Genomic DNA, 24847 nt, shown 5'->3' with positions numbered 1-24847 from the left:
AACTCTTTCTATATAAGTTTCTTATCACTAAAACGTTTCTTAGAAACACCCTTTGATTTTCTTTGATAGAATTCCAACATATCATCCACTATTCTGCGGGAAGCATCTCTGACTCCTATATCAAGGGCCGATTTCTTCATCATTTCAAACCTTTCAGAATCCCCGACAATTTCTTCCAACGCAGTTTCAAGATGCTTGCCGTCAAGCACGGAATCATCTATGACTACAGAGGCTCCGGCGCTGGCCATAAAACGGGCGTTATGAATCTGGTGATCATCTACAGAATGAGGATAGGGTACAAGTACTGACGGAATCCCTACCGCGGCGAGTTCTGACACGCTCAGTGCTCCGGCTCTCGCCAAAGCAACATCCGCAACTTGATAAGCGTCGCGGATATCCATTATGTAATCAGTGACAAATACTCCTTCCACTTCTCCGATTCTCTCATTCACCCACCGGTATCCTCTTGAACCTGTCTGTATTATCCCCTGTATATTATTATTACCCGCCAGGAAATACTCTACAGCGGCTTGGTTGAGAGATCTCGCTCCCTGACTTCCCCCAAATACGAGTAGAGTCGGAATATTCTCTTTCAACCCAAAAGATTCATAAGGTCTATTGTTGTATTCTTTCGTTATTACTCTTCGCAGCGGGTTGCCGGTTATAACAATATTATCCTTCTTTTTAAAATATTCCCCGGCACTTTCAAAACCCAGATATACACGGTCTGCTAACTTCGATAACAGCCTGTTTGTAATTCCGGGAATCGAATTCTGTTCCTGCAGCATCACGCCGCATTTTGAAAAACTCGAAGCAATTACAACCGCGGCGCTCGCGTATCCTCCAAATCCAAAAACTATATCCGGTTTAAACCTCAATTGAATTACAAGAGCCTGTATTATTCCCAGAGCAAGACTGAACGCGGTATTAACCAGGCCGAAAATGTTCTTACCCCTCATTCCCCGCGAGCTTATAAACTTTATATCATATCCGTACTTCTGAAGTATTTCCGATTCCATACCTGCCTTCGTTCCAACAAACAAAGCTTCTAAAGGGAGGCTCCTTGCTTTTATTTCATCCACAACAGCAAGAGCGGGATAGAGATGCCCTCCAGTACCTCCTCCGGAAAAAATAATCTTCACTTAATCCTCCCCTTCCCTCTATTTTCGGCCCGTCTCGCGAATACAGTGCTGGCGCTCTTACCAGTTCTCTGGAAAAGGCCGGGGCTGGCTTTCTTCTTCCCGCTTCCTGAAATATTCAGCAAGACACCGACGGCAGACATAGTCGTAATAAGAGAAGTACCTCCATAACTTACAAATGGAAGTGGAAGCCCTATCGTAGGAAGCAACCCTATACTCATTGTTATATTAATCAGTGCCGTGGATAAAATAACCAGGCCTATCCCGAGGGCAAGAAAACGGCCGAATGTGGTTGGCGCATTTCTTGTTATATTCATAACTCTCTGGAATATGAAAATAAAAATTCCGAGAACGAAAAGTGTCCCAATTATTCCAAACTCCTCACCTATTATGGAATAAATAAAATCTGTATGGGGGTCGGGCAGGAAGTTGAATTTTTGATGCCCGTTTCCAAGGCCGCAGCCGAAAATAAATCCAGAGCCCAGAGAGATCAGAGATTGTCTCACATGCCAATTTTGAGATAGAGCAAACTCCCCTCGATTTAAGATAGCTAAGAATCTGTTGTAAACATGAGGCCTCAAATAAATATATGGCGCTGAAGCGATAATAATAGCTCCATAATAACCTGCCAGATGAACAAATTTACAATTCCCCAGAAAAAGAAGAGTCATGGAAAGTAAAATAATCAGAGTAGCGTTGCTTATATTGGGTTGTAGCATCAGCAACACCGCAATCACTACCGAAAACACAAATACGGGAAGAAACGCCTGTTTAAACCTTCTGATTCCGCCTCTTCCCCTCGCGATCATATCAGCAATAAATATTACTAAAGAGTATTTAACCAACTCAACCGGTTGAATAGTAATGTTATAAATATTGAGCCATCTCCTTGCTCCTCTAATTTCCTTTCCCCATATCAAAACAGCAATTAATAGAAATATTGAGATAAAAAGCATCATTGCTGAAATTCTTCTGTAAATCTCAAAGGGGATTTTCATACACACTAGCAGGCAAAGAATTCCCATCCCCAGGTGCATAGCTTTACGCTGCATAAAGAAATAAGGAGTTCCGTATTTCTCTTTCGCGATCATCTGAGTAGCAGACGAAACCATAACCATTCCCAGAACGGCGAGAAGAATCGCGGCGCAAAGCAAATGTATGTCGTATCTCTTTCTCGTTTCCACTTAATTACACCCCAATTTGATTTACTATATCTTTAAAAAGATTCCCTCTTTCCCTGAAATCTGTAAACATATCAAAACTGGCACAGGCTGGTGACAGGACAACACAAGCACCGCCTACGCTAACATCACGTGCTTTCTGAACTGCCTCAGTCATTGTCTCCGCGCGAGAGACAGGCACAATTCCACATAGCGCTTCTTCAATCAGATCGGCGGCGCTGCCTATTAATACAACATGCAGAATATTGCCAGCAACCCGCTGCAATTTCTTAAAATCGCCTCCCTTGTCGAGACCACCCGCGATAAGAACAACCGGGCATTCAAGATGAGCCAGGCTTTTTACAGTCGCTTCAACATTTGTTGCTTTTGAATCATTAAAATATACTACATTTTCAACCGTTCTAACTTTCTCCATCCTGTGATCAAGCCCTTCGAAATTCGACAACGCCTCTCTGCAGGATTTTGCGGGCACACCAAATACATTCAGCGAAGCAATCGCGGCGAGCGCGTTTTCAACATTATGAAGCCCAACAACCTTCAGGTCAGAAACATCCATAATCTCTTCCGGACTCTTTTCATCTGACGCTCTTACTATAGTTGAACCATCTAGAAATATTCCCTCGTTAAGATGAGTTGAGGACGAAAACGCGACTACACTTCCCGTGAATTTAGACGCGGCCATGGCGCATCTTTCATCGTCAGCATTGTAGAAAAAACAATCGCCGGCGTCATTGTTTGCGGTGATTCTCTCTTTTGCCCTGTAATAATCGGCGGCCGTTGGATATCTGTCCAGATGATCGGGGGTCATATTGAGAATCCCAGTAACATCCGGTTTGAAATCTGAAATAAGTTCAAGTTGAAAACTGCTGACTTCAATTACAAATACACCTTTAGAATCAAGATCTTCTGTTACCATACTGAACGGCTTTCCTATATTTCCCGCTGCTATCGCTTTGTGCCCGGATTCAATTAATATTCTTTCTATCATCTTGACAGTTGTAGATTTGCCGTTTGTTCCCGTGAGGGCTATTATCTTTCCCTCCGCGAAGCGGTAACCCAATTCCAGCTCTGAAACTATCGGTATTGATCTATTAACTGCTTCTAATACAATCTGATGACTTGTACTAATCCCGGGGCTGAGAATTACCTCATCACAACTGTCAAGGAGATCGGCAGAAAAGGGTCCGAGATGAATATTTATATCTTTAAACCTGCCCGGCATCGAAATATCCCTGTTCTCATCCGCGGCGATAAGATTGGCTCCCTTTTTCAGAAGTAGATCCATCGCGGCGAGACCGCTTCTGGCAAGCCCTAAAACCAGAACGTTTTTATTTTGATAATCCGTTTTAAACTTATCAGACAAACCATTCTCCCAAATCTGCACTTATCTTAGTTTCAGAGTACTCATTCCAATCAACATAAAGAGAGCGGCTAGAATCCAGAATCTCACAACTACCTGCTCTTCACTCCAGCCTTTCAGTTCAAAGTGGTGATGAAGAGGCGCCATTTTAAATATTCTCTTCCCCCTGAGTTTGAAGGAAATTACCTGCAATATAACTGAAGCGGCTTCAATGACGAAAATGCCCCCGATTATCAACAGCAGAAACTCGCTTTTAAGCAGAACGGCGATTGTCCCAAGCGCTCCGCCTAGAGCTAAAGAACCTGTATCCCCCATAAAAATCTTAGCGGGATGAGTATTAAACCATAAAAAACCCATAGACGCTCCGACAACTGACATACAATATACAGCAAGCTCTCCACTGCCCTTCTGATAAAATATATTCAGATAATCGGCGAAAACGGCATGCCCCGAGAGATACGCGAGAATCGCAAACGACAGAAAACAAAATATAGTAACACCTGTCGCGAGACCGTCGAGCCCGTCAGTCAAATTAACCGCGTTCGAAGTACCGGTAACCACAAGCATCACAAAAGGAATATAAAAAATATTCCAATCCAGGTATGTGTCTTTAACGAAAGGAATAGCTGTGCTGGTCGCGTTCTCCTGTATAATGGGTGTGAAATAGAGAAATACTCCAAGTGCCGCTCCGAAGAGCAGCTGGCCAAAAAGCTTATATTTACCGACAAGACCCTTGGCTCGTTTCTTTACTACGCTAAGATAGTCATCCCAGAATCCAATTAACCCTATCCATAACGTAACTACTAAAACAAGCTGAATATAAGGATTATTAAGGTTTGCCCAAAGTAAAGTGGGAATTATTGTCGCGGCTATAATTAATACTCCCCCCATCGTGGGTGTACCTTCTTTACTTGAATGCCGCTCTGGAACATCTACTCTGATTCTCTGTCCAATTTGCATCTTCGCCAACCACCCTATCATTCTGGGACCTATAACAAAACTCATAACCAAAGCTGTAACAGTCGCGTAAGCGGCTCTGAAAGTTATGTATTTGAAAACATTGAACGCGAAGAAATATTCTTTCAGCGGATAGAGAAGGTGATAGAGCATCAGTCAACTCTCCTTTTTGGAGTTTCCCTGAGTATTTCAATTTCATCGATTAACTTCCACATTCCCATATTTCTCGATCCCTTAATTAATACAGCGTCTCCCTCTTTTAACAATTCATTCAGATAACGGGACAACTTAACTATATCCATGAAATGACTGATAATATCCGGCGCTTTGCTCTGAATAGATGCTTCTCTGCTAATTTCGACACTTTTTTTCCCCATAGTAATCAATCCATAAACTCCCGCCCTGCCGCAAAATTTTCCAACTTCTCTGTGTAAGTCTCCGCTTTTAGGTCCCAGTTCCAGCATATCTCCCAGCACGAGCCACGCTCTGCCCTCTACGGGCATCTCCATAAAAGCTTCAACAGAAGATTTTAGCGACAAGGGATTGGAATTATACGAATCATTTACAAATACAATCCCCCCCACATTGAATATCCTTCCTCTTCTCTCAACTGCCCTGAAATCGCCTATGGCACCGGCAATATCGGAAATTGAAACGTCAAGGCAGGAAGCAGCCGCCGTCGCGGCTGCCGCATTCAATAGATGGTATCTCCCATAACTATTTATCCGCATAGCCTGACCTCCGAGGATAAACTTATATCCCCCTCCATTTACTGATTCAACTTCCTCAGGAGACCACTGGGCGTCATCAGAAAAACCGAAACTGACGACATCCGCTTTGGTTTTCTCTTTCAGGAATTCAAAGAAATCGTCATCTGCCGGCAATACCGCTCTATTTTCTTCAGATAATGAGCTTATTAATTCCGATTTTGCCTCTGCGACACCCTTTAAAGACCTGAAGAATTCAAGATGACCGGGGCCGATATTCGTTATGACGCCAATATCCGGTTTACCTATGCCGGCAAGGAGCTTTATCTCACCGCTGCGGCTGGCTCCCATTTCAATTACGAGAATTTCTGTTTCTTCATCCATACCCAATATTGTTAAAGGAAGCCCTATATGATTATTATAATTTCCCGGGGTCGCGTGGACCCTGTACTTCTCGGCGAGCATTGAAGTAAGCATTTCTTTTGTTTCTGTTTTACCGGTGGTGCCCGTAACACCTACCGATCGAACTCCTATTTTATCTTTATAGTCAGAAGATATTCTCTGAAGAGCCTTTACCGTATCCTCGACTTCAAATACAGGTACTTCCAGTCCCGCGCATTTATCTCTCTTGTTTTTCGAAACGAGAAGCGCTTTCGCGCCTGAGGTAACCGCGTCTTCAAGATAATCATGGCCGTCGTTATTTTCCCCTTCAATGGCAACGAAAAGAGTTCCACTGCATTCACGCCTTGTATCTATCGAAACTCCTTCCACAGCCCCCGTCAGAGGTCTTTCACCATTATAGGTCTCCCGCCCCATTGATTCGGCTAACCATTCAAGCTCAACTCTGATAACCTACCTCCCTTGATTTTATAGCTCTCTCAGCTTCACTGACATCACTGAACTTGAATCTCTTCCGTCCGACTATCTGAATCTCTTCATGACCCTTCCCCGCTATGAGCACAAGATCATTATCCCCCGCGTCCAACACTGCTTTTCTTATAGCTTCTCTTCTATCGACCACAACCTTTACTTCACATTTATCCTTTTCTATCCCTTCGAGAATTTCGTCAATTATCCGGCGCGGATCTTCTGTGCGAGGGTTATCGGTCGTCACATAAACTGTATCGCTGAATCTTACAGCTATCGCTCCCATAATAGGCCTCTTCCCGCGATCCCGGTCACCGCCGCATCCGAATACAGTAATAAGACGCGCGGAATCAAGATTAACGCAGAATTTCAGAACGTTCTCCAGCGCGTCCGGAGTATGCGCATAGTCTACAACAACTGTCGGTCCCTTTGATGAAGGCACAACCTGAAAACGTCCGGGAATAGATTCTATTCTTCTCAATCCTGATTTTATATAATTAGAACTTATATCGAGAGCGTAGGAAGCGGCGGCGGCTGCTAAAGCGTTATACACAGAAAACTCTCCAAGGAGGTTTAACTCTATGCTTACCTTTTCATCGGCAGCTTCAAGATCAAATGTGGTATTCTTCAGATTCGTCTTTACATTAACAGCCTTAATATCGGCATCATCTTCCACTCCAAAGGAAATTTTCCTGCCATAAAACTCTTTACCAATTTCCCGCACAACAGAATCATCCGTATTGTATATTAATTTTCCTTCTTCTTTCACCCGTTCTTCGCCCGCGAGAGATAAAACGAATTTCTTTTTCGCGTCAAGATAACTCTTAAACGTTTTATGGTAATCGAGGTGATCCCTTGAAATGTTTGTAAATATTCCGATATCAAACTCTACCCCTGTAATTCTGCCCTGAACAACACCGTGGGAACTTACTTCCATTACAACAGCCCCGCATCCTTCATCTCTAAACGCGGCCAATTTACGGTTCAAGTCCGAAGCGCCCGGAGTCGTCCTTTGTGAAGAAAATATATTCTTTCCACTTCCGTAACCTACTGTTCCTATAATTCCGACGATTCCAAAGGATTCTTCGAGAATCGATTTAAGCAAGAAAGCTGAAGAAGTCTTGCCGTTTGTGCCTGTTATTCCAATTAAAAACATATCCCGGGCGGGGTTGCCGTAATATTTAACCGCCAGAAGCCCCTCGGCTAAAGCAGTATCGCGAACAACAATCAAAGGAACTTCGGATTTGACCCTTTTTCGTGTAACAACTGCCGCCGCACCGGATTTAACGGCATCACCTACAAAATCATGCCCGTCATATCTTTCTCCTTTAACCGCTATAAACAAGTCACCTTTTTTGACAGTCCTGGAATCTGTTGAAATTCCAGAAATATTAACATTCGTAAAACCTCTATCTTCCAATACATCAACAGATTCTATTAATTCTGAAAGTAACACTCAACTGCTCCCGCTTTTAGACCTATATGAAGATTCCGATAACCTTAAACCTGTTTTACAAAACAGCTCGATATTTGATCCTACTTCCAGCAGATTGCCCGGCCCGGGGTTCTGTCTCTCAACTATACCAAACCCGGATATTGTGCTTTCAAAGCCGCATTCTATTAGAATTCTTCTAGCCTTCCTGATGGTAAGTCCTCTCAAATCCGGAACGCGTGATCTTCTCTCGCCGGATTGTTTCTCTCTGAAAAGCAGAGTTATTTCTGTTCCCGTCTCTACAAGTGTTCCCGGTCCGGGAATCTGAGAGTATACTCTCCCTTTATCATCTGAACACCTCACGCCAATACCCGACCTTGAAGCCATTCTATAAGCCTCGGAAGAAGTCATTCTGTAAAAAGATGGTGTTTTTATTTTTGCTTCTTCACCTTCCCCGGCAGCAAGCATCTTTCCGGAATCTTGTGATATATAGTCGGTAGTTAAACAAATGCTCTCTATAACTCTATTGAAAACCGGTGCCGCTGAAAGCCCTCCGTATGTGTAGGGATAATCGGGCTCGTCAAAAAGAACAAGGCAGGCAACTTGCGGGGTCTCTACGGGAGCAAATCCAATAAAACTCGTTATATATTTGTTCCGCAGATATCCATTTCTACCCGCTTTCTGTGCTGTTCCGGTTTTTCCACCCACGGCAACCATCTCTGTGGAAGCGTTTCCTCCAGTTCCTTCCCTGACAACATCCCGGCAGAAATTCTTTATTGTATTGGATATTTTAGGGGGGAAAACCCTTCTTACTCTTACACTTGGGATTTCCTCTATCCCGCCGTCTTCTTCCCTGAGCTTCAGAACAACCCGGGGAACGTACAATTCACCTCCGTTGGCAAGAGCGCAATAGGCGGACAACATCTGAAGCGGGGTAACACCTATTTCCTGACCAATCGCTATACTTGCCAGTGATCTCCCGGACCACTCCCGCGGCTCACGTAAAAACCCCTCGGATTCAACAGGTAAGTCCACACCGGTTTTTTCCCCAAATCCCATCTTTAGAATATATCTATAGAATTCCTCCCTGCCGGAACCAGAGACTGCCTTAATTGTACAAATGTTGCTTGAAAAGACGAACGATTCCCTGAAAGTCAACCAGCCGTGAGGATGATCATCACGGAAAACCCCAAACTCAAGCTCCGCCTCACCCTCTTCTCCATAGAAAGCGTCGTATGGAGCCACCTTGCCGGTATTTAAAAGATAAGCATCGGTTATAAGCTTAAAGGTTGAACCTGGTTCATAATAACTGCTGGTTGAATATAACGAGTGTTTGGGTTTATCCGGGAAAAATTCTGAAAGAGCTAATATATCACCGCTGGAAGGATCAGCTACGATTATCACTCCTCCTTCAGCACCATATTTTCTTACCGCCTTCTTTAATTCAAAATTAACTATCGTCTGTATATTTGAGTCAATCGTCAAATATATATCTCGACCGTTTATAGCCTTCCTGTGCGGAGCGTCAATAGGCCTGAACGGTCCGTTTCTGGCATCTCTGTTTACAACAACCCAACCGTCTTTACCAGTTAGAATCTCGTCAAAAGCGCTTTCAATTCCGCCAATAGCTTTCTGTTTGTGATTAACAACACCGATAAAATGTTTATCAATGGCCTGTAGAGGCATCAATCTCTTGTGAACGGAATCAAGACGAACACCCGGCAACAGATAAAGTTTTGACAACTGGCCGGCGCTTAGCCGAAGCCCTTTTTTTATAAGAACATAATCTTTGTCTTTATTAAGAAGTTTTCTTATTTGGGAAGGCGTACTCTCTGCTATCTTTGCAATAAATTCGACAACCTTTTTATTTTCAGGTATATCCCTTGGAGTAATACCAAGAGTGTACGTGCAGTAAGTGACCGCCAGAGGCCGGCCTCGCCGATCGAGGATTTTCCCTCTTTCCGCGGATATTGTGAGTTTGTTGTGCCATTGCTGTTTGGCGATATTCTTATATTTCTCATGCTGAATTATCTGAACTTTTACAATTCTGAATATAATAACGGCTACTGCCGCGCTCAGAAATACAACAATAAACCTCAAACGACCTCTTGATAATTTACGTATCATTAGTTCTCCACATTGCCATCACCAAAAATAAAGATTTTTTCTTTGGCTATGCTCGTAACTTTCTCGGGGTCTTCACTTACATTCCGGAACAGCCGCTTATTCCTATACAGAGTGAGCTTGTTTACATCCATGGACGATCCCTGCTTCATCCCCATTCTTTCCACTTCCGGGATAATCCTTTCAGGAGCTATAAGTCTGTTATAATCAGCAAGCAGCCATACCTTTTTTTCTCTTAAGAAGGTGCGCTTTTTTAAACATCCGCTTATTTCTTCAGAAAGTGAATATGAATAGACGTGAAGTCCGATATATAACATGGCGAGGCTGGCCGTCAATCCTAAGAGTATCAAAAAATTCAGCTGACTTATCTTCCCCGTGAGCATTCTGCTTACTAACATCTGCAAACTATAACATTTCTTCTTGCTGCTCATATCAAATCCTTTCAGCTACGCGCAGTTTAGCGCTTCTTGCTCTCTTGTTATTCTCAATTTCCAAAATAGATGGTAAAACCGGTTTATTCGTTACGATCTTTAATTCTGCTCGTTTATCGCAGACACACACCGGAAAATCCGGTGGGCAAACACATTTCTTCGCCTGGTGGATGAAGAATCTCTTAACGATGCGATCTTCGATAGAATGGTATGAGATAACAGCGATTCTCCCACGCGGACTTAAAAGCCTCAATGTCTGGGGCAGAAAAAGCTTCAGGTTTTCAATCTCATCATTGGCCCAAATCCTGAAAGCCTGAAAAACTCTCGAAAGCGTACTGTAAAGCCTGTTAGGACTGACAACCTTCTTAACAGCTTCTACCAATTGACCCGTCCTCTCTATTGCCTCCGAACTTCGCATTTTAACTATACTTTTTGCTATCATTCCGTGTTTTCTTTCCTCACCATACACTTTTATAATCCTGCTTATTTTTCCTCTGTCCGCGCCGGCCAGCATTTCACTGACCGAATTCGCGTCCTCTCCCATTGCCATATCAATTGGACCGTCCTTCATATAACTGAAACCGCGGCAACTATCGTCGAGCTGCAGTGATGAAATTCCCAAATCCAGAAGGAATCCATCGTACTTCTCTCCGGCTAGATATTTTTCTATGTCTCGGAAATTCCCCTGAATCAACCTTACCCGTTCTCCGTATCTCTCTAATCTTTTCCGGGCAATATCCAAAGCCATACCATCTTGGTCTATCCCAATAACCGAAATTCTCCGATTTCTTTTCGCTTTGAGAATGCCCTCCGTGTGCCCTCCTGTTCCAACCGTGCAGTCCACGTAAATCCCTTCCGGGTTCGTTATCAGGAGATCTAAAATCTCTTTCTTCATAACAGGTATGTGAAACACTCAGATTCCACTCCGGCGTAGAGGGAAATAAAATATCGGTGAATTCTATTAATATTCCCATTCCAGTTTCTGGAAATCATTTTCAATTTTTATGCTGATATCTCTGTAATCATCAAAAGACCATATTTCTATATAGTTTAGAAGTCCGACTGCAACTACCTTCCCGGGATTACTTATTACTTCAAGGAATTTGCGCGGTATAGCGATCCTGCCGGATTTATCAGATTCGACATGACGGGACATCTTGCTGTAAAAACGTATTACCTTTCTTTTCTTCAGGCCCGGAGGGAGCTGATGAAGTCTCTTTTCAACATCATCTCTCCATTCGTTGAGGGGATACAAATTAAGACACTGTTCCTTTCCGAGACTGATAACAAATTTATTATCGTTATCCGCCGGTATAAGGCGCCTGAATCTGGAAGGGATGAGCATTCTGCCCTTCGAATCTATTGAACATTCATAATCACCGAGGAAATTCTGCATTTACATTCCAGTCTATTCTATATTCAAAGAAAAATATTAGCGCTGAATTCTGTAATGTTATCACTTTTTTTCAATACTTCTCTCCATTGCCCCCCACTCTACCCCACTTCTTCCCACCGTGTCAAGAACTAAAAGGATTTTTTTTAAATATTTATACATTTGTTAACCCTTGCTATAAAATAGGTTACATTATATACACGAAAATAATTTAAAAAAATATGATTTTTTTTTATGGGAATCTTTCCCACTGCGGGAATTAATGAACTTTTCAGAGATAATCCCGCGATGGAGATTAAGAGGGGTAAACGTCAGGTTTAAAAATGCCGTATTATTACGGCCCGCTCTCGAAAGGTTCTATATGGACAACTACATCAATGATGTCGGGGCCCTTATTTAATATCTCATCTTCAACTTCCTGAGATATACAATGACCCTCTCGAACTGAAATATCCGGATCAACAAGTACATGGAGATCCACGACAAGATTAGAGCTGAACTTACGTGTCCGTATGGCGTGTACATCCTTTACGCTTTCTATATTCATAACTATATTCTTGATCAATTCACGATCCTTCTCAGACGCGCCATGATCTGTCAACTCAATTAATGACGGCCTGACTATATCCCAGGAAACCTTTAGAATAAAAACTGAAATTATCAAGGCGCCGATATCATCAATATATGACAGCTCCGGATTAAGAGAAGATACCGTAACAGCAATTAATGCAGGTAATGAACTTAAAGCATCGGAACGATGATGCATTGAATTTGCAATCACAGCTGTTGATTTTACGCGATTACCTATTTTTAAAGTCCATCTATAGAGAATTTCCTTGAAAACTATCGATAGAAGAGGTCCAATAACGGCGATCCAGCTTGTTTGCTCTCTATGTATTTCTCGCACTGATGTTAGAGAGTTATATCCCAATCCGACAGCAATAAATGCCAGGATAATACCAATCGCGAGAGTTATTAATGTTTCAATACGCCTATGGCCGTAGGGATGGTTTTTATCCGGCGGAGCACTCCAATATTTTACTCCCAGTAGAACGGCAAGATCAGTAGAAAGGTCTGAGATACTGTGAACCGCGTCAGCAATTACCGCGTGACTCGCTCCAATAAAACCAAACAGGAATTTAATAAACGCCAGAAATAAGTTTAAGGCAATCCCTGTCCACGTAATCTTCTTTATCTGTTTGACATTTGTATTATTCTTATTATGACTTATTTTTATATTCATATTTATTAGGTTTAATGTAATCTTATATTCAATATTAAATCAATCTCGTTTTCTTCTAACCCGCTTATCCAAAACTCTTTTTCAGCTAATTCGAAGATAGCAACCCCCCTTATAAATTTGCACTATAAAATAACTGCCCCTAAAGCGATTCTCCCTTCTTAAAGAAGGTGTAGATCAATCTTTATCACCCGGCCCCTTTAGTAATTCCGTTTTTATTCAAGCCGATAGAGAGTATAAACAACGGGGTCTGATTTACGTACGCCCCGCGTTGAAATTGTATCGCTCATTAAAGGTATAAACTCTACACCCCTGATAATTTTCCCGGAGAATCTTCGGGCTGAGGGGTTTCTATCAATTAGATAATCCGGATCGTATTCAAGGAAAAAACCTTCAGACACGATCCTTTCAACAGTCAGTGAATCTCGCATCCCGTTTATTTCTGGAGTTACAAGCCCCCCAAGATCCAGCACTTCTCTCTCAGAATAATAACCTATAGCTCCGATATCGGGTGTTGCCACAACGGCTTCCGCGGCAGTATTATCACGCATCCATTTTCCCATCGGAATGAGAACGTCATTGATATCGTCGGTAAAATTTCTTGTCGGCGGCACAACGATCAGAAAATAGAAGATAACGTTCTGCAGTACAACGAATATTGTAAAAATTCCAAGAATCAACCGTTCAAATTTGAGGCTGCAGGCAAAATATGAGATTAACCGGCTGACCGAAACTACTCCGAGAACGATAATAGCAGGCGCGGTCGGCACAAGATATCTGGAAAGAATAGTAAAGTCTAATAGAACATAAGCCATTGGCAGAATCGCAGCCCACGCCAGAGGAAAGAGAAGATTATTTGAAATCATATCCTCTTTCAGAGCTTCGGTCCTTTTTACCCAGTAAAAAATTACCCAGATAATAAGAGATGCTGAAGGTATAATTAAAGTGGCTGCTATAATTTTTAGCGGCAGCAACACTCTCTTCAAATTAGCCGGACTGAAAAAGAGCCAGCCTCGTTTCGCCCCTGCGGTAAGTGGAAAAAAAGTGCCCGTATGATTCTTGATGAATATAAGCCAGAGAAAATAAGCTGAAACAAACACAATCAGCCACGTTAATCTGACGGAATATTTCTCTCTTTTTCTAAACAGGAAAATAACTGCGGCGATTGGAACAAGAAGAATTATTTCCGGCCTGGCGAGAGCTGAAAAAAAGAGGGATAAACCGAACAAAGATGAATATATTATCGATCTTAATGTTTTAAGGGACAGAATAAATACGACAAGGACCATGAAAACAGCAAGTGAAGTCTCCATACCCACCGAGCTCCACCTTACAAGCCAGGCTTCCACGGACATGATAATCGCGGCTGCCGAGGCCGCCGTCCTTTTCCTTTCAACCATTAAAACATAATAATAAATAAGTATTATGGACAAAACGGCGAACACTTCCGATAGAATATGAGACAGAAGAAGAAGATCGACCCCCGTCTTATACCCCACGGAAAGAAGAAAAACCCACAGCGGGCTTGTTGCCCCGTAAGACGGCTCGCCTTTATTAAAAGCTAATTGGTTATCAACAGCCAGGTTGCGCGCATATTGAAGATGTATATAGGTGTCATCAACAACTGTATCTTTTAAGGGTGCACTGATAACAAGAAAAAGTATTACAGCGCTGATAATTATCAAGGCATTCTTACTGTTCATCTTTATACACCACCTCAGAGAGAAGATTATTCAATCTTTCCGCTTCAGATCTCCTTGAATATTTCGGCACATCTTCAAGCGAATAGCTGCTGTCGAGTTTGCGTGTTTTATAGAGATCAAATAGAATCTCAATTTTACCGGCAATATCTTCCGGGTCATTTACTTGAGCTGTTTCACCTCTATCAAGATCCTGTACAATATTCTTTGCTTCTCCATCCGGAACAACGGCAAGTATGGGGCGTGCCGCGCCAATATATTCATAGAGTTTCCCGGGTATAAGCCCATTATATCGCCTATCGTCGTGTTTTATCAGCAAAAGCACATGACTGCTCTTTTCGAGCCTGACACACTCGCGGTGAGGGAGATTATTTTTGAAAACAACAATATTTTCCAACCCCAATTTACTTACCCACTGCTCATTAGCTGATTCTCTTCCGCCCGCGAAGATAATTCTGAGTAATCCTTTTGCTTTTTCAGTTCGATTTAAGAACAGGGAAACTCCCTTGAGGAAGTTTTCTGACTTTCTTTCAAGTGTCAGCATACCTGCATGCAATATAGTAAATTTTCCCGGGTCGGGTTTAACATCTTCAAGCCCGGCAAAATCTTCTTCTTCGTAGCCGTTAGGGATTTTCTCCACACTGCATCCCGGGTATAATTCAATAAGTTTCCTCCTCTGCCAATCAGTTGTCACCAAAATCCTCTCAGCTTCAACGGTGTACCTTTCCATCATTTGATGCAACTTTCTGTGAACTGACGTTATGGGATTTCTAAGATAAAGGGATATCCATGGATCCCTGAAATCTACAATCCAGGGAATACGATATTTACGTGAAATCTTTCCCGCCGCGAGATGTGTGCTGTCGGGAGGGCTTGTAGAGAGTATAACATCAAAATCCTCTTTGCGGCACAGTTTCGAAGCGGCCCTGTAGGCAAAGGGTGCCCACCCCACATATGTATCAGGGATAAAAAATATTTCCCCGAGCCGTCTGAGAAGTTCAAAACTGCCGGTTGATCTCTTCGGCCTGGCTTTTCCGTTTTTCTTTCTAACAGCATTCAAAAAGCGTGACGGAGAAATTGATAATGTCCGCACTACTTTAACGTCATTCGGTATCTGATCTTCAAGCCCGGGGTCTGAAATCCAGAATTCACCCACTTTTGGTGTAAGAACGGTAACCTTCCAGGAAAACCTTGCTAAATACTTTACAAAAGAAAGAGGGCGATAGACTCCACCCCCTCCGGCGGGAGGGAAAAAATTCACAATTACTAATATTCGTTTTTCTTTCATGCTACTTCAAACTGAAAAAACCATCCGGCAATTCTCTTACCCCACCGGAATTTTATCAAACTAAGAATCTGCTCCACATCATCGGGTTCAAACAAACCTAACTGCCCGAAGACAAATCGGCATAAAAAAGGGAACATTGCGAAGGATAACAACGATACCCACAGACCCAAGAGAGTCGCGGCTGAAATACCAACAGGTATTATAACCGCGACTATGAGTATAACGCGGAATACACGTCTCCCTATACCTCCGTAGAAGCCCTGCTTTCGAGCTATCAGAACGGCACATAGCATCTGGGTGATAGAAGCAATCAGTTGGGCGACCGCCATTCCCTTCAATCCCAAACGGGAAACAAAAAATGGAAATCCGCCAAAATAGACGATCATCCAGATTAAATCACAAAGAAGTGCCCATTTTATATAATGCAGCCCCTTCATCGTTACCAGAAGGGGGGCAATGAAAGCGGCGATAGGTACTGTCGGCAAAAGGATCAATAAAATTGTATAGGCGTTTTTATATCCTGTTCCGGCAATTAACGATATAATATCACCCCCCGTAATTGCAACTACGGCAACCATTAGCAACGAAGCGACAAAAGTTACTTTTGTAAAAAGAACAATTTTACTTTTGAATTCACCCCACCTGCCTTCTTCATAAAGCCTTGTCACTTCAGGCTGAAGGGCAATAATTGGAAATCCCAGGAATCTCTTCAGAAACACATTTATCCTGGAAGCTATATGAAATACGGAAATCATCGCTACTGGAAGCATTGATGACATTGCAAAACGGTCAATATCGGTAAAAGCAAGCGCTACAAAGCTCAAGAGAAGGCAATTTCCCCAGTATGGAAATAATTTCGGAAGGATAATATTGTCTTTCCTGATTATCTCTTTGCCGATCAGACGTTTTGACAAACTGAAATAGAAAGGAAACCCCGTAAGGCAGACAAGAAAATTAATTACAAAAAGCGCGCGGAAAAGCGAAATAACACTCAGACTGTTCCTTGTAAAGAAAATATATCCCGTAAAGAGACCTAGACAGGAAAGCTCCAAAACCATCTGGGCGCTCATAACCCTTAACCCTTTGAATGCCCCGTAAAGCAACAACTTAAGTCCGAGTGTGATAGAAGCAAGTGTCAGCCAGAATATAATATCTCTGCTGATAAGCAATTCCGTCAGTCTCGAAGGCATCCATCCCTTCCAGAGATCTGCTGCAGAATACAGCAGTGCACCTAGAAACAGAACGATCCCCGTTGAGGAAAGGAAAAGAAGAAAAGCCTTTTTTCTCATTCCTCTTCCCTGATAGGAAGGTATAAATCTCATAAGTACCTGCGGCAAACCAAGGAGAATTAATGTGGCAAGAAGGATATGCAATCCTCTTAGAGCGATAAAGAGGCCAAACTCTTCACCCCCTAAAAAACGGCTGAGAAGTCCAAGTTGTGTCAGGGTAAAGACAACACTGAATATCCCCGATACAGTAAGAGATACTGTATTTTCCACTAGCCTTGATTGCCCTGATTCTACAGGTTTCTTATCCATTCCCACCATCTTTTCCCTGATTTTACTACCGGATAGTTGAATTCTCTTCCACCCAACGACTCTTTAAAATAAATCAATCCTTCGTCTCCCCCGCTGCTTCCCATATTAAAGAATTTCATCTTTCTCCTATATGCTTCCTCTATAGCACGAAGAACAAGATAAGGGGAAACTCCGTAACTTTTAGCTTCTTCAGAAACGCCGGCCTGCCATGCCTGAGCTATATCTCCATAATAAAAATCCACATGACCTCCCAATAACCTGTTATCGAGAAAGGCGCCCAGAATCAGAACATTGCTGCCTCCCTTTACGAACAATTCCATAAAAAGACTTAGGGGAAAAGGATGAACACCTCCCCATCGGGCAGCCATATCGGTGTAGATATCATAAAAGTTTAGAACTTCCCCCTTTGTTTTCAGAGGTCTTACAACAACACCCGCTCTTTGGCAGCCATTGCATGCTTTCCTTTTAGAACTGCTTAGCTTAACCATTCTATAATCCTCAAAACCGCCTTTCAAATCAGCAATTCTGCATTCGGCGACTTCGTACAGCCCGGCAGAAGAGAGCCATTCATCCCAATCCGGATCAAATATTACAGCGGTCGCGTTAAGACACCTGAAAGATGTTGAAAGCTTTAGAAACTGCTCTACCAAACTCTTTGAAATATCTCCATCTTCTGCTACCGGTGTTCCGTATGTTCCGAAAGGGAGACTGCGAATAAAATAAAAGATATTCCTTTTGATAAAAATAACAGGCATAAAGCCTAAAAGGGTTTTTCCTATTCTGGCGGTAATCCAACGAGCTGAAAACTCACTAAACGATGATTCGAGAATATCAATCCAGATGGGAGTATTAAAAAAATTGCGGAATTTAATCTTATCTAAAAGTTTGTATATTTCGCCTTCTTCAACTCTTTCTTCAATTTCTATTTTGACCAAAATATTACTTCTCCGGGGTTAATAATATCAATTATATAAACCGGCAACTAGAGTTCTTAAGATCTCCAACATCTTGTTTTTCTTTCCCTCTACGGCAAATTGCACCATTTTTTCTATCTTTTCATCCAATTCAGCGGGGATTTGTGACGAGGACCGGGCGAGGAATATCTTCTCCTGTTCAGACGAAACCAGATTTTCCTCCACATTTACAAGCTCTTCAAGGAGCTTCTCTCCGGGACGCAGTCCTGTAAATTCTATTGATATCTCCTTCTCCGGAATATGGCCTGTAAGTACGATAATATCTTTTGCCATCTCAAGGATGTTTATTGCCTCTCCCATATCGAGAATAAATATCTCTCCTCCATCCCCCATTACAGACGCCTCAAGTACCAGAAGCGCCGCTTCTTTTACTGTCATAAAGTAGCGAGCGGCCTGAGGATGGCTCACCGTAACGGGGCCTCCCCTTTCAATCTGTTTGAGAAACAGGGGAACAACACTACCCGCGCTCCCTATCACATTACCGAAACGCACAGATATAAAACGGCATTTATCCATGCGCCCGTGAGTCGAAAAATACAACTCCATAACGCGTTTAGAGGCCCCCATTACACCTCGGGGATTCGCCGCTTTATCTGTAGAGATAAATACAAAACGCTCCGTCTCAGCTTCTGCGGAAGCCCTGGCAAGATTGAGAGTTGTACCTACATTATTTATAATTGCTTCCTCGGGATCTTCTTCCATATAATGAACATGCTTATGGGCGGCAGTATGATAGATGATATCAGGGGAAATGGTAGCAATCAGTCTTTTAGTCCTCTGCGGATTCCTCAGATTGTTAATGACTGTCGATATCTTAATATCTTTGAATTTTGTTTTCAACTCTTCTTCAATCTCAAATATTCTGTTCTCCCCCCTCCCCAGAAGTATAAGTTCAGCGGGGTTTACATAAGAAATATAACGGCAGAGTTCACTCCCTATCGTTCCGCCAGCTCCAGTTACAAGCACTCGCTTTCCGGATAGAGCGGGTTTGATATAATCGAGTTCAAAATCAACCGTCTCTCTTCCCAGGAGATCCTCAACACGAACCTCACGAATCTGATTAATGCTGACATCACCCTTGATTATCTCCATGACACCGGGAACTATCTTATATGGAGTCCCCGCCCTACCGCATAGATGTATCATATTCCTTACAAAAGGGCGCGGAGCCGTCGGGATCGCTATTATAATCTCATCGATCTTTTTCTCCAGTACAAACTCTTCCAGACGTGAGGTCTTCCCGAAAACTGGAATACCGTCAATTTTTTTTCCGTCAAGGTCAGGATTATCATCCAGCAGGCCAACAACAACCAATCCAAGTTCTTTGTTTTCCTTTATCCTGGAAACTACCATTCTAGCGGCTTCGCCCGCTCCCACTATGAGAATTCTTTTTCTCTTATTCACCTGACAACCGCAACCTTTCTTATCTCTGAACTGTTATTTCCGATAACCCTAACAATATATATGCCGGAGACGACCTTAAATCCATTAATTGTAAGAATATCCCATATCACTTCTCCGTCAGAAATATTCTCCTTTTCGTGTACAAGCTCTCCTTCGATATTGTAAATTTCCACATCCACAATGCCCGATATACCAGAAATCTTCAGTTCATCATCACCGTTGTGACAATATACCGGATTTGGATAAAGAAATAATTCCGAAAGGGGGCTTTGTTCCGGTGAAAGAATTCCCATATCAATACCGGCGATACCTTTCCCCGTTCCAACCCACATTTTGTCGTTCACTCCATCGAAAGCAAGGGATTTGCAATAAGCATCGGGAAGGGGTGAAATCACTGAATTGGGATATGTGATCTGAAAATTAGATTTCCAGTAATCATAAGTCGTATAAATTCCCTTAACTTCACCATTCTTGTCAATAATATTCAATCCGGCGCTTGTTGCAACCCATAAATTCCCGAAATCATCCCTATCTAAATCATTTACCTCATTATTTAATATCTTCCTCTTCTCATCGGTCAAATCGCTTGTGTATATTATCAAATTTCCACTACTACCCTGTTTCAATAATTCTCCCCCGCTCGCCACCCATAAATTATCTTCAATAATCTCAAGAGCGTTCAGTTCAGTACTTGAAAGATCTGTTTGATCAACAGCAGTATACCAATAATCATCACTTCGATCCTTAAGTGATGACCATTCAAATCCCCCTGTGTTCCACACTTGAACGCCGTAATCATTGATAGCCAGATAAGCGCTGGAACCATCAAAAACGCAGTCCCTTACATTGCCTCCTGCAATATCACTGTTACTCGGTGTTATACTTATCCACTCGGTCGCGGACGCGTTTACAATATCTATCCCCCATCCTTTCGAAGGATAATCGTCATCAGAAAGAAACCAGATATTACCGGCGGGGTCTTCCGCGATATTTATATGCCTCGAAGATATTCCGTCTTCATCTCTGGTAAATCTATTCCACCTGTCATCTTCAGCAACAAGCCGTTCTCCAAGTTCAACCATATCAAGTGGATTTTCAAGCGCGCTACTCCACAGCCTTCCGTTTGAATCACAGATAAGAGCAATGTTATAATTGAGATAGGACAGGGAATCTATATATGAAATCCAGTTGTCATTCCCTGAATTATAACAAACTCCAAAAAAAGTCGTACTAACCCATACCCCTCCCTCGGGGTCCATATCGACTCTTCTGATTATATTAGAATTAAGTCCTCCCGGATTCCTCGTTATCCATGCGCCTCCGTCATAAGAGCAGATGTGTACTCCTCTTCCGGGTCTCTCCGCGCTATCACCGCCAATCCAGGGCATACCCGCATTGTCAATACCAAGGGCTCTCAGATTGAACCTCCCAGATAATTTATATTCAGAATAGAATAAACCCTTCATTCCTACGAAATCAACGCTCCGCCATACAGATGATGAAAGGTCCCAATTATAAAGTCTGTCCGCTGTTATACAAAAGAGCTCCCCGCCTCCGGAGGCTACAGCAACAAACGGATATTTGTCGGGGCCGGAGGGAAATCCCAACACTGACCACTTTCCGTCATCTAAAAACTGTATGGTGCTGTCTGTGGCACAATAAATATTACCGTTAAAAGAGCATAGAGAAACAGCATTGCTGAGAGGAAAGAAATCATAATCAAAACTTTCTCTGTTGAATCTCGACACGCCGTCCGAACCAGCTACCCATAAAATAGTATCGTTGACAGCAAAAATATCATTTATAGTTGAACCGCTCAAACTATCTGTAAGCACCATTTCCCCTGAAGGAATCTTTTCCACAAATTTACCTATACCTTTCACTGTCCCATAGTATATTTCATTATCTACATTGGCTATACAGGTTACACTGTCACTTATTAAACCGTATTCTTCCGTATACCAATTCGCCTCCTGCCCTGTATTTCTTATACGGGCTACACCGTGTCCTCTGAATCCCGCCCAGATATCATTATTCGCGTCAACAGTAACCGCTTCCACATTACTCGATCGTAATTCAAGACCGTTTAAATAAGAGGTATAGACCGAATCACCCTTGTCAAACAGCATAATTCCGCCGTCCGTAGCACACCATAGACTATCCCCCACCACCTCTATCGCGTTTACCTTGCTTTGAGATATATAAACATCCCAGTTTATATCAGCGCGGACCACTGAACCGGGAAATATAACTGCCGCGGCAATCAATAGAATAAAATATTTCATTATTCCCCATCCTCAATATAAAACCATTCGGGGTAAGTCCCTGACAAGGATACTAAAAACGATTTAAATATTAATAATATATAATTTGTTAAAGACTGTTTTTGCAGTGCAACTATCTCTTCTTCGATTAAAGCGGGAAAGTTGCCGGTAGGCGAAATTCTCCATCGTCCTGTAATCCCCGGTTTGTAATAGGCGCCCTCTGAGCAAAAGTGTGTTATACTATCCTCGGCGAGAAGAGCAGGAGCTCCCACAAAACTTAACTTTCCTTTCAATACGGAGAAATATAACCCGGGCTTGAAAATATCACTTGCCTCCCTGCCTGACTCGAATACTATCCTGGGCCACAATATTCTTCTTTTACCTCCCGCAAATCTCCTCTCGCTATAAAAGGAGATATTAACTCTACACTTTCCGTACAACTTCAAAAGCAAAGAAAGTACTGTTGAAATGGGTAATAGCAAAGAAGACAGGGAAATGTCAAAAACACGTATTATCCACTTTCTCAATTGAAAAGCAGAGCCCTTCTCAACAGAGAACAGATAATCCCCTCCTATATTGTCGACCCTTACTCTGTCGCTCAGGAAACGAGCAATAGGCGAAACGATCCTTATCTGAATAGTACTGAATTTATTGCTTGATACTAAGGTGAACATTATATCAGTGTTCTCGAATGACGGGAAAATAAATATTTCATGAATTTTAAATCTATCAATAATTTCCACAATTTCATCGGGTGTACCCAAAGAATTCTCTTCGTAATTAATATGTCCGGCGATATCTAATCCCAGCTCAGGGGAAGAAGAAACAGATTCTAGAAAAGTTTCCGTTTCTTCCCTTTTGGCAACCAGCCCCACCCTTTTGCGGTCAAATCCGGCTTCAACAAATAACCGGTGTACTGTTCGAATTAATTTTCTAAAGGTAAAAACAATAATAATTCCAAAAACACCTTGGCCCAGTATGATCACCCTTGAATATATTCTAATACGAAGCAGATAGGTGGAAGTCATTATCACAGTCAATGAAACAAGGACTGCTTTTATGATTCTGCTGAATTCCTCTATAGAACTTGTCTCACGCCTGATACTATACAGCTTTCCGAAAAGGAATGAGAAGAAAAATATAATGTTATAGAAATAAATAAAATAGTAATACCAGGACAGTGGATACAAACCATGCGCGAAAAAGGAGTCCGCGATCGCGCGAAGCCAATATGCCAGGAAGAAACTCGCGTTAATTGCCAAAATATCGACAATAACAAATGTCAGTGATTTTAGCATCGCCCTGTGTCTCTTGAAAAAATAGAATACCACATTCCATTTATCATAATATTTCAACAAACTGAGAAGATGAATCAAGAACGGTTTACGGAACATGGAACGTGAACTCGATCTCATATATAAATGAGTCATAACGGACCGCGGCAGATAATAAACATTCCATCCAAACTGTTTTATCCGGTAACACCAGTCAACATCTTCAAAATAAAGGAAAAACCTTTCATCCATCATCCCGATTTTTTCAATTACTTCTGCGCGGACCATCATGCAGGCTCCAAGAATCCAGTCCACTCTTCTGGTTTTTTGATGATCATAATCCAGCATGAGATGCCTGCGCAATGACTTAGCTCTTGGAAACAGCTTGCCTAAGAATGTCCGCCGGAGAAAAAGAGCCTTTATCGTATAAAAAGACCGGCAGGAATATTGCAGAGATCCATCAGAGTTAAGCAGCTTTGACCCTACCATCGCCGCGTCCGGTGTCTTTTCCATAAAATCAAATAATCTGTCTATAGATTTCTCTCTTACTACTATATCGGGATTAAGGATCAAAACCATACGTCCTTTTGAAAGGGAAACCCCCTGATTTACTCCCCCTGAATATCCTTTGTTTCTACTGTTTGCTTCTACCCTGACATTATTGAATTCGCTGCTTACAAATTCAGGCGTACCGTCTTTACTGGCATTATCTATTACTATTATTTCATAATTACAGGAAGGAGAATATTCTTTCAAACTGGAAATGCATTTTCCAATTACATTCTTGCTGTTGTAAGTAACAATAACTATTGAAAGATCCATAAAGAATTTGTCTTTTTAAATTAGAATTATTTAAACTTTTTCATATGGCTTATACTCATAAATCTTAAACGCCATACCAGAAAAACAGCTTCCCAAACAATCTTTTTCGACATTTTAGAGACGCCGACTCTTCTATCGGTAAAAACTACAGGAATCTCTTTGATTCGGAAACCCTTTTTCCAGCATAGGTAATTCATCTCGATCTGAAATGAATATCCATCGCTGTGAATTTTTTCGAGTGGCATTTTTTCCAGGACTTCGCGCCTGAAACATTTAAAGCCCCCGGTAGAATCTGTGAGCGGAAGCCCCGTAATAATTCTTGTATATAGATTCGCTCCGTAACTCAGAATCAACCGGCGCAGGGGCCAGTTGACAACTGTTATCCCCTTAAGATATCTGGATCCAACCACCAGATCGTTATTTCGGATTGCATCGAGAAACCTGAGGATATCCTCCGGGTTATGGGAAAAATCGGCATCCATCTCGAAAATATATTTTGCTGGAGTGTTCGTCAAAGCCCATTTGAACCCGGCTATATAAGCTGACCCCAAACCCATTTTACCCTGCCTGTGAATAACGTTAACTCTTTCATCTTCCTCTGCTATTCTCTCGGCAATCTCGCCAGTTCCATCCGGAGAGTTATCATCAACAATTAATACTCCCAGATTGTCCGAAACTCCCAGAACTATGCTTATTATCTCCCGAACATTCTCCTCTTCATTATACGTGGGGATTACAACAAGAGCATCCAA

The 24847-nt window shown here is 42.2% G+C and carries 19 protein-coding genes; all 19 read right to left on the bottom strand.

The features are described from left to right. Positions 1 to 8: 8 nt before the first annotated feature. Positions 9 to 1142 (bottom strand): undecaprenyldiphospho-muramoylpentapeptide beta-N-acetylglucosaminyltransferase, encoded by a 1134-nt coding sequence (gene murG, locus U5O15_03210; protein MDZ7859668.1) that lies wholly within the window; start codon positions 1140 to 1142, stop codon positions 9 to 11. Next, positions 1139 to 2323: a putative peptidoglycan glycosyltransferase FtsW gene (locus U5O15_03205; GenBank protein ID MDZ7859667.1), complete on the bottom strand. Its 1185-nt coding sequence runs from the start codon at positions 2321 to 2323 to the stop codon at positions 1139 to 1141. The genes murG and U5O15_03205 overlap by 4 nt, the downstream gene beginning before the upstream one ends. A gap of 4 nt (positions 2324 to 2327) precedes the next feature. After that, positions 2328 to 3683, bottom strand: coding sequence for a UDP-N-acetylmuramoyl-L-alanine--D-glutamate ligase (murD, locus tag U5O15_03200; GenBank protein MDZ7859666.1), 1356 nt, complete (start codon positions 3681 to 3683; stop codon positions 2328 to 2330). A gap of 21 nt (positions 3684 to 3704) precedes the next feature. Beyond that, positions 3705 to 4790 carry a phospho-N-acetylmuramoyl-pentapeptide-transferase gene (mraY, locus tag U5O15_03195; protein ID MDZ7859665.1) on the bottom strand — a complete coding sequence of 362 codons (1086 nt, stop codon included), beginning with the start codon at positions 4788 to 4790 and terminating at the stop codon, positions 3705 to 3707. Then, entirely contained in the window at positions 4790 to 6160 is a 1371-nt protein-coding gene (murF, locus tag U5O15_03190) for a UDP-N-acetylmuramoyl-tripeptide--D-alanyl-D-alanine ligase (GenBank protein MDZ7859664.1), read from the bottom strand. Before murF ends, mraY begins: the two co-directional genes overlap by 1 nt. 22 nt (positions 6161 to 6182) lie before the next feature. Continuing rightward, complete coding sequence (locus U5O15_03185) at positions 6183 to 7667, bottom strand: UDP-N-acetylmuramoyl-L-alanyl-D-glutamate--2,6-diaminopimelate ligase (protein ID MDZ7859663.1); 1485 nt, start codon at positions 7665 to 7667, stop codon at positions 6183 to 6185. Further along, a complete protein-coding gene (locus U5O15_03180; protein ID MDZ7859662.1) occupies positions 7668 to 9770 on the bottom strand; it encodes a penicillin-binding transpeptidase domain-containing protein in 2103 nt (700 codons plus the stop codon). Next, on the bottom strand, positions 9770 to 10198 hold the full coding sequence (locus U5O15_03175; protein ID MDZ7859661.1) for a hypothetical protein: 429 nt from the start codon (positions 10196 to 10198) through the stop codon (positions 9770 to 9772). Before U5O15_03175 ends, U5O15_03180 begins: the two co-directional genes overlap by 1 nt. Before the next feature lies 1 nt (position 10199). After that, positions 10200 to 11111: a 16S rRNA (cytosine(1402)-N(4))-methyltransferase RsmH gene (gene rsmH / locus U5O15_03170; protein ID MDZ7859660.1), complete on the bottom strand. Its 912-nt coding sequence runs from the start codon at positions 11109 to 11111 to the stop codon at positions 10200 to 10202. Positions 11112 to 11159: 48 nt separating this feature from the next. Next, on the bottom strand, positions 11160 to 11594 hold the full coding sequence (locus U5O15_03165; protein ID MDZ7859659.1) for a hypothetical protein: 435 nt from the start codon (positions 11592 to 11594) through the stop codon (positions 11160 to 11162). A 331-nt stretch (positions 11595 to 11925) separates the two neighbouring features. Then, complete coding sequence (locus U5O15_03160; GenBank protein MDZ7859658.1) at positions 11926 to 12834, bottom strand: cation diffusion facilitator family transporter; 909 nt, start codon at positions 12832 to 12834, stop codon at positions 11926 to 11928. Positions 12835 to 13046: 212 nt separating this feature from the next. After that, a complete protein-coding gene (locus U5O15_03155) occupies positions 13047 to 14534 on the bottom strand; it encodes a hypothetical protein (GenBank protein ID MDZ7859657.1) in 1488 nt (495 codons plus the stop codon). Then, positions 14524 to 15819, bottom strand: coding sequence for a glycosyltransferase family 4 protein (locus U5O15_03150; GenBank protein ID MDZ7859656.1), 1296 nt, complete (start codon positions 15817 to 15819; stop codon positions 14524 to 14526). The genes U5O15_03155 and U5O15_03150 overlap by 11 nt, the downstream gene beginning before the upstream one ends. Next, on the bottom strand, positions 15816 to 17357 hold the full coding sequence (locus U5O15_03145) for an oligosaccharide flippase family protein (GenBank protein ID MDZ7859655.1): 1542 nt from the start codon (positions 17355 to 17357) through the stop codon (positions 15816 to 15818). The genes U5O15_03150 and U5O15_03145 overlap by 4 nt, the downstream gene beginning before the upstream one ends. Further along, complete coding sequence (locus U5O15_03140; protein MDZ7859654.1) at positions 17339 to 18292, bottom strand: GNAT family N-acetyltransferase; 954 nt, start codon at positions 18290 to 18292, stop codon at positions 17339 to 17341. Before U5O15_03140 ends, U5O15_03145 begins: the two co-directional genes overlap by 19 nt. Positions 18293 to 18319: 27 nt before the next feature. Then, entirely contained in the window at positions 18320 to 19735 is a 1416-nt protein-coding gene (locus U5O15_03135) for a nucleoside-diphosphate sugar epimerase/dehydratase (GenBank protein ID MDZ7859653.1), read from the bottom strand. Then, the gene (locus U5O15_03130) at positions 19732 to 22020 is read right to left on the bottom strand and encodes a T9SS type A sorting domain-containing protein (protein MDZ7859652.1); all 2289 of its coding nucleotides are present in this window, start codon (positions 22018 to 22020) and stop codon (positions 19732 to 19734) included. The genes U5O15_03135 and U5O15_03130 overlap by 4 nt, the downstream gene beginning before the upstream one ends. Then, a complete protein-coding gene (locus tag U5O15_03125) occupies positions 22020 to 24095 on the bottom strand; it encodes a glycosyltransferase (GenBank protein ID MDZ7859651.1) in 2076 nt (691 codons plus the stop codon). The genes U5O15_03130 and U5O15_03125 overlap by 1 nt, the downstream gene beginning before the upstream one ends. Before the next feature lie 26 nt (positions 24096 to 24121). Beyond that, a complete protein-coding gene (locus U5O15_03120) occupies positions 24122 to 24847 on the bottom strand; it encodes a polyprenol monophosphomannose synthase (GenBank protein MDZ7859650.1) in 726 nt (241 codons plus the stop codon).

Source organism: Candidatus Krumholzibacteriota bacterium (assembly GCA_034520215.1).
GTDB lineage: Bacteria > Krumholzibacteriota > Krumholzibacteriia > Krumholzibacteriales > WJIX01 > JAGHBT01.
Note: the sequence above shows the minus strand (reverse complement) of the source record. Positions and strands in the feature narration are given on the sequence as shown.

What these genes read in the sequence shown, in the direction of transcription:
- U5O15_03145 (MDZ7859655.1), bottom strand. Translation starts at nt 17,357, where the DNA reads ATGGATAAGAAACCTGTAGAATCAGGGCAATCAAGGCTAGTGGAAAAT.
- U5O15_03165 (MDZ7859659.1), bottom strand. Translation starts at nt 11,594, where the DNA reads ATGCAGAATTTCCTCGGTGATTATGAATGTTCAATAGATTCGAAGGGC.
- U5O15_03125 (MDZ7859651.1), bottom strand. Translation starts at nt 24,095, where the DNA reads ATGGATCTTTCAATAGTTATTGTTACTTACAACAGCAAGAATGTAATT.
- U5O15_03155 (MDZ7859657.1), bottom strand. Translation starts at nt 14,534, where the DNA reads ATGAACAGTAAGAATGCCTTGATAATTATCAGCGCTGTAATACTTTTT.
- murF (MDZ7859664.1), bottom strand. Translation starts at nt 6,160, where the DNA reads ATGGGGCGGGAGACCTATAATGGTGAAAGACCTCTGACGGGGGCTGTG.
- U5O15_03180 (MDZ7859662.1), bottom strand. Translation starts at nt 9,770, where the DNA reads ATGATACGTAAATTATCAAGAGGTCGTTTGAGGTTTATTGTTGTATTT.
- U5O15_03160 (MDZ7859658.1), bottom strand. Translation starts at nt 12,834, where the DNA reads ATGAATATAAAAATAAGTCATAATAAGAATAATACAAATGTCAAACAG.
- U5O15_03130 (MDZ7859652.1), bottom strand. Translation starts at nt 22,020, where the DNA reads ATGAAATATTTTATTCTATTGATTGCCGCGGCAGTTATATTTCCCGGT.
- U5O15_03175 (MDZ7859661.1), bottom strand. Translation starts at nt 10,198, where the DNA reads ATGAGCAGCAAGAAGAAATGTTATAGTTTGCAGATGTTAGTAAGCAGA.
- U5O15_03150 (MDZ7859656.1), bottom strand. Translation starts at nt 15,819, where the DNA reads ATGAAAGAAAAACGAATATTAGTAATTGTGAATTTTTTCCCTCCCGCC.
- mraY (MDZ7859665.1), bottom strand. Translation starts at nt 4,790, where the DNA reads ATGCTCTATCACCTTCTCTATCCGCTGAAAGAATATTTCTTCGCGTTC.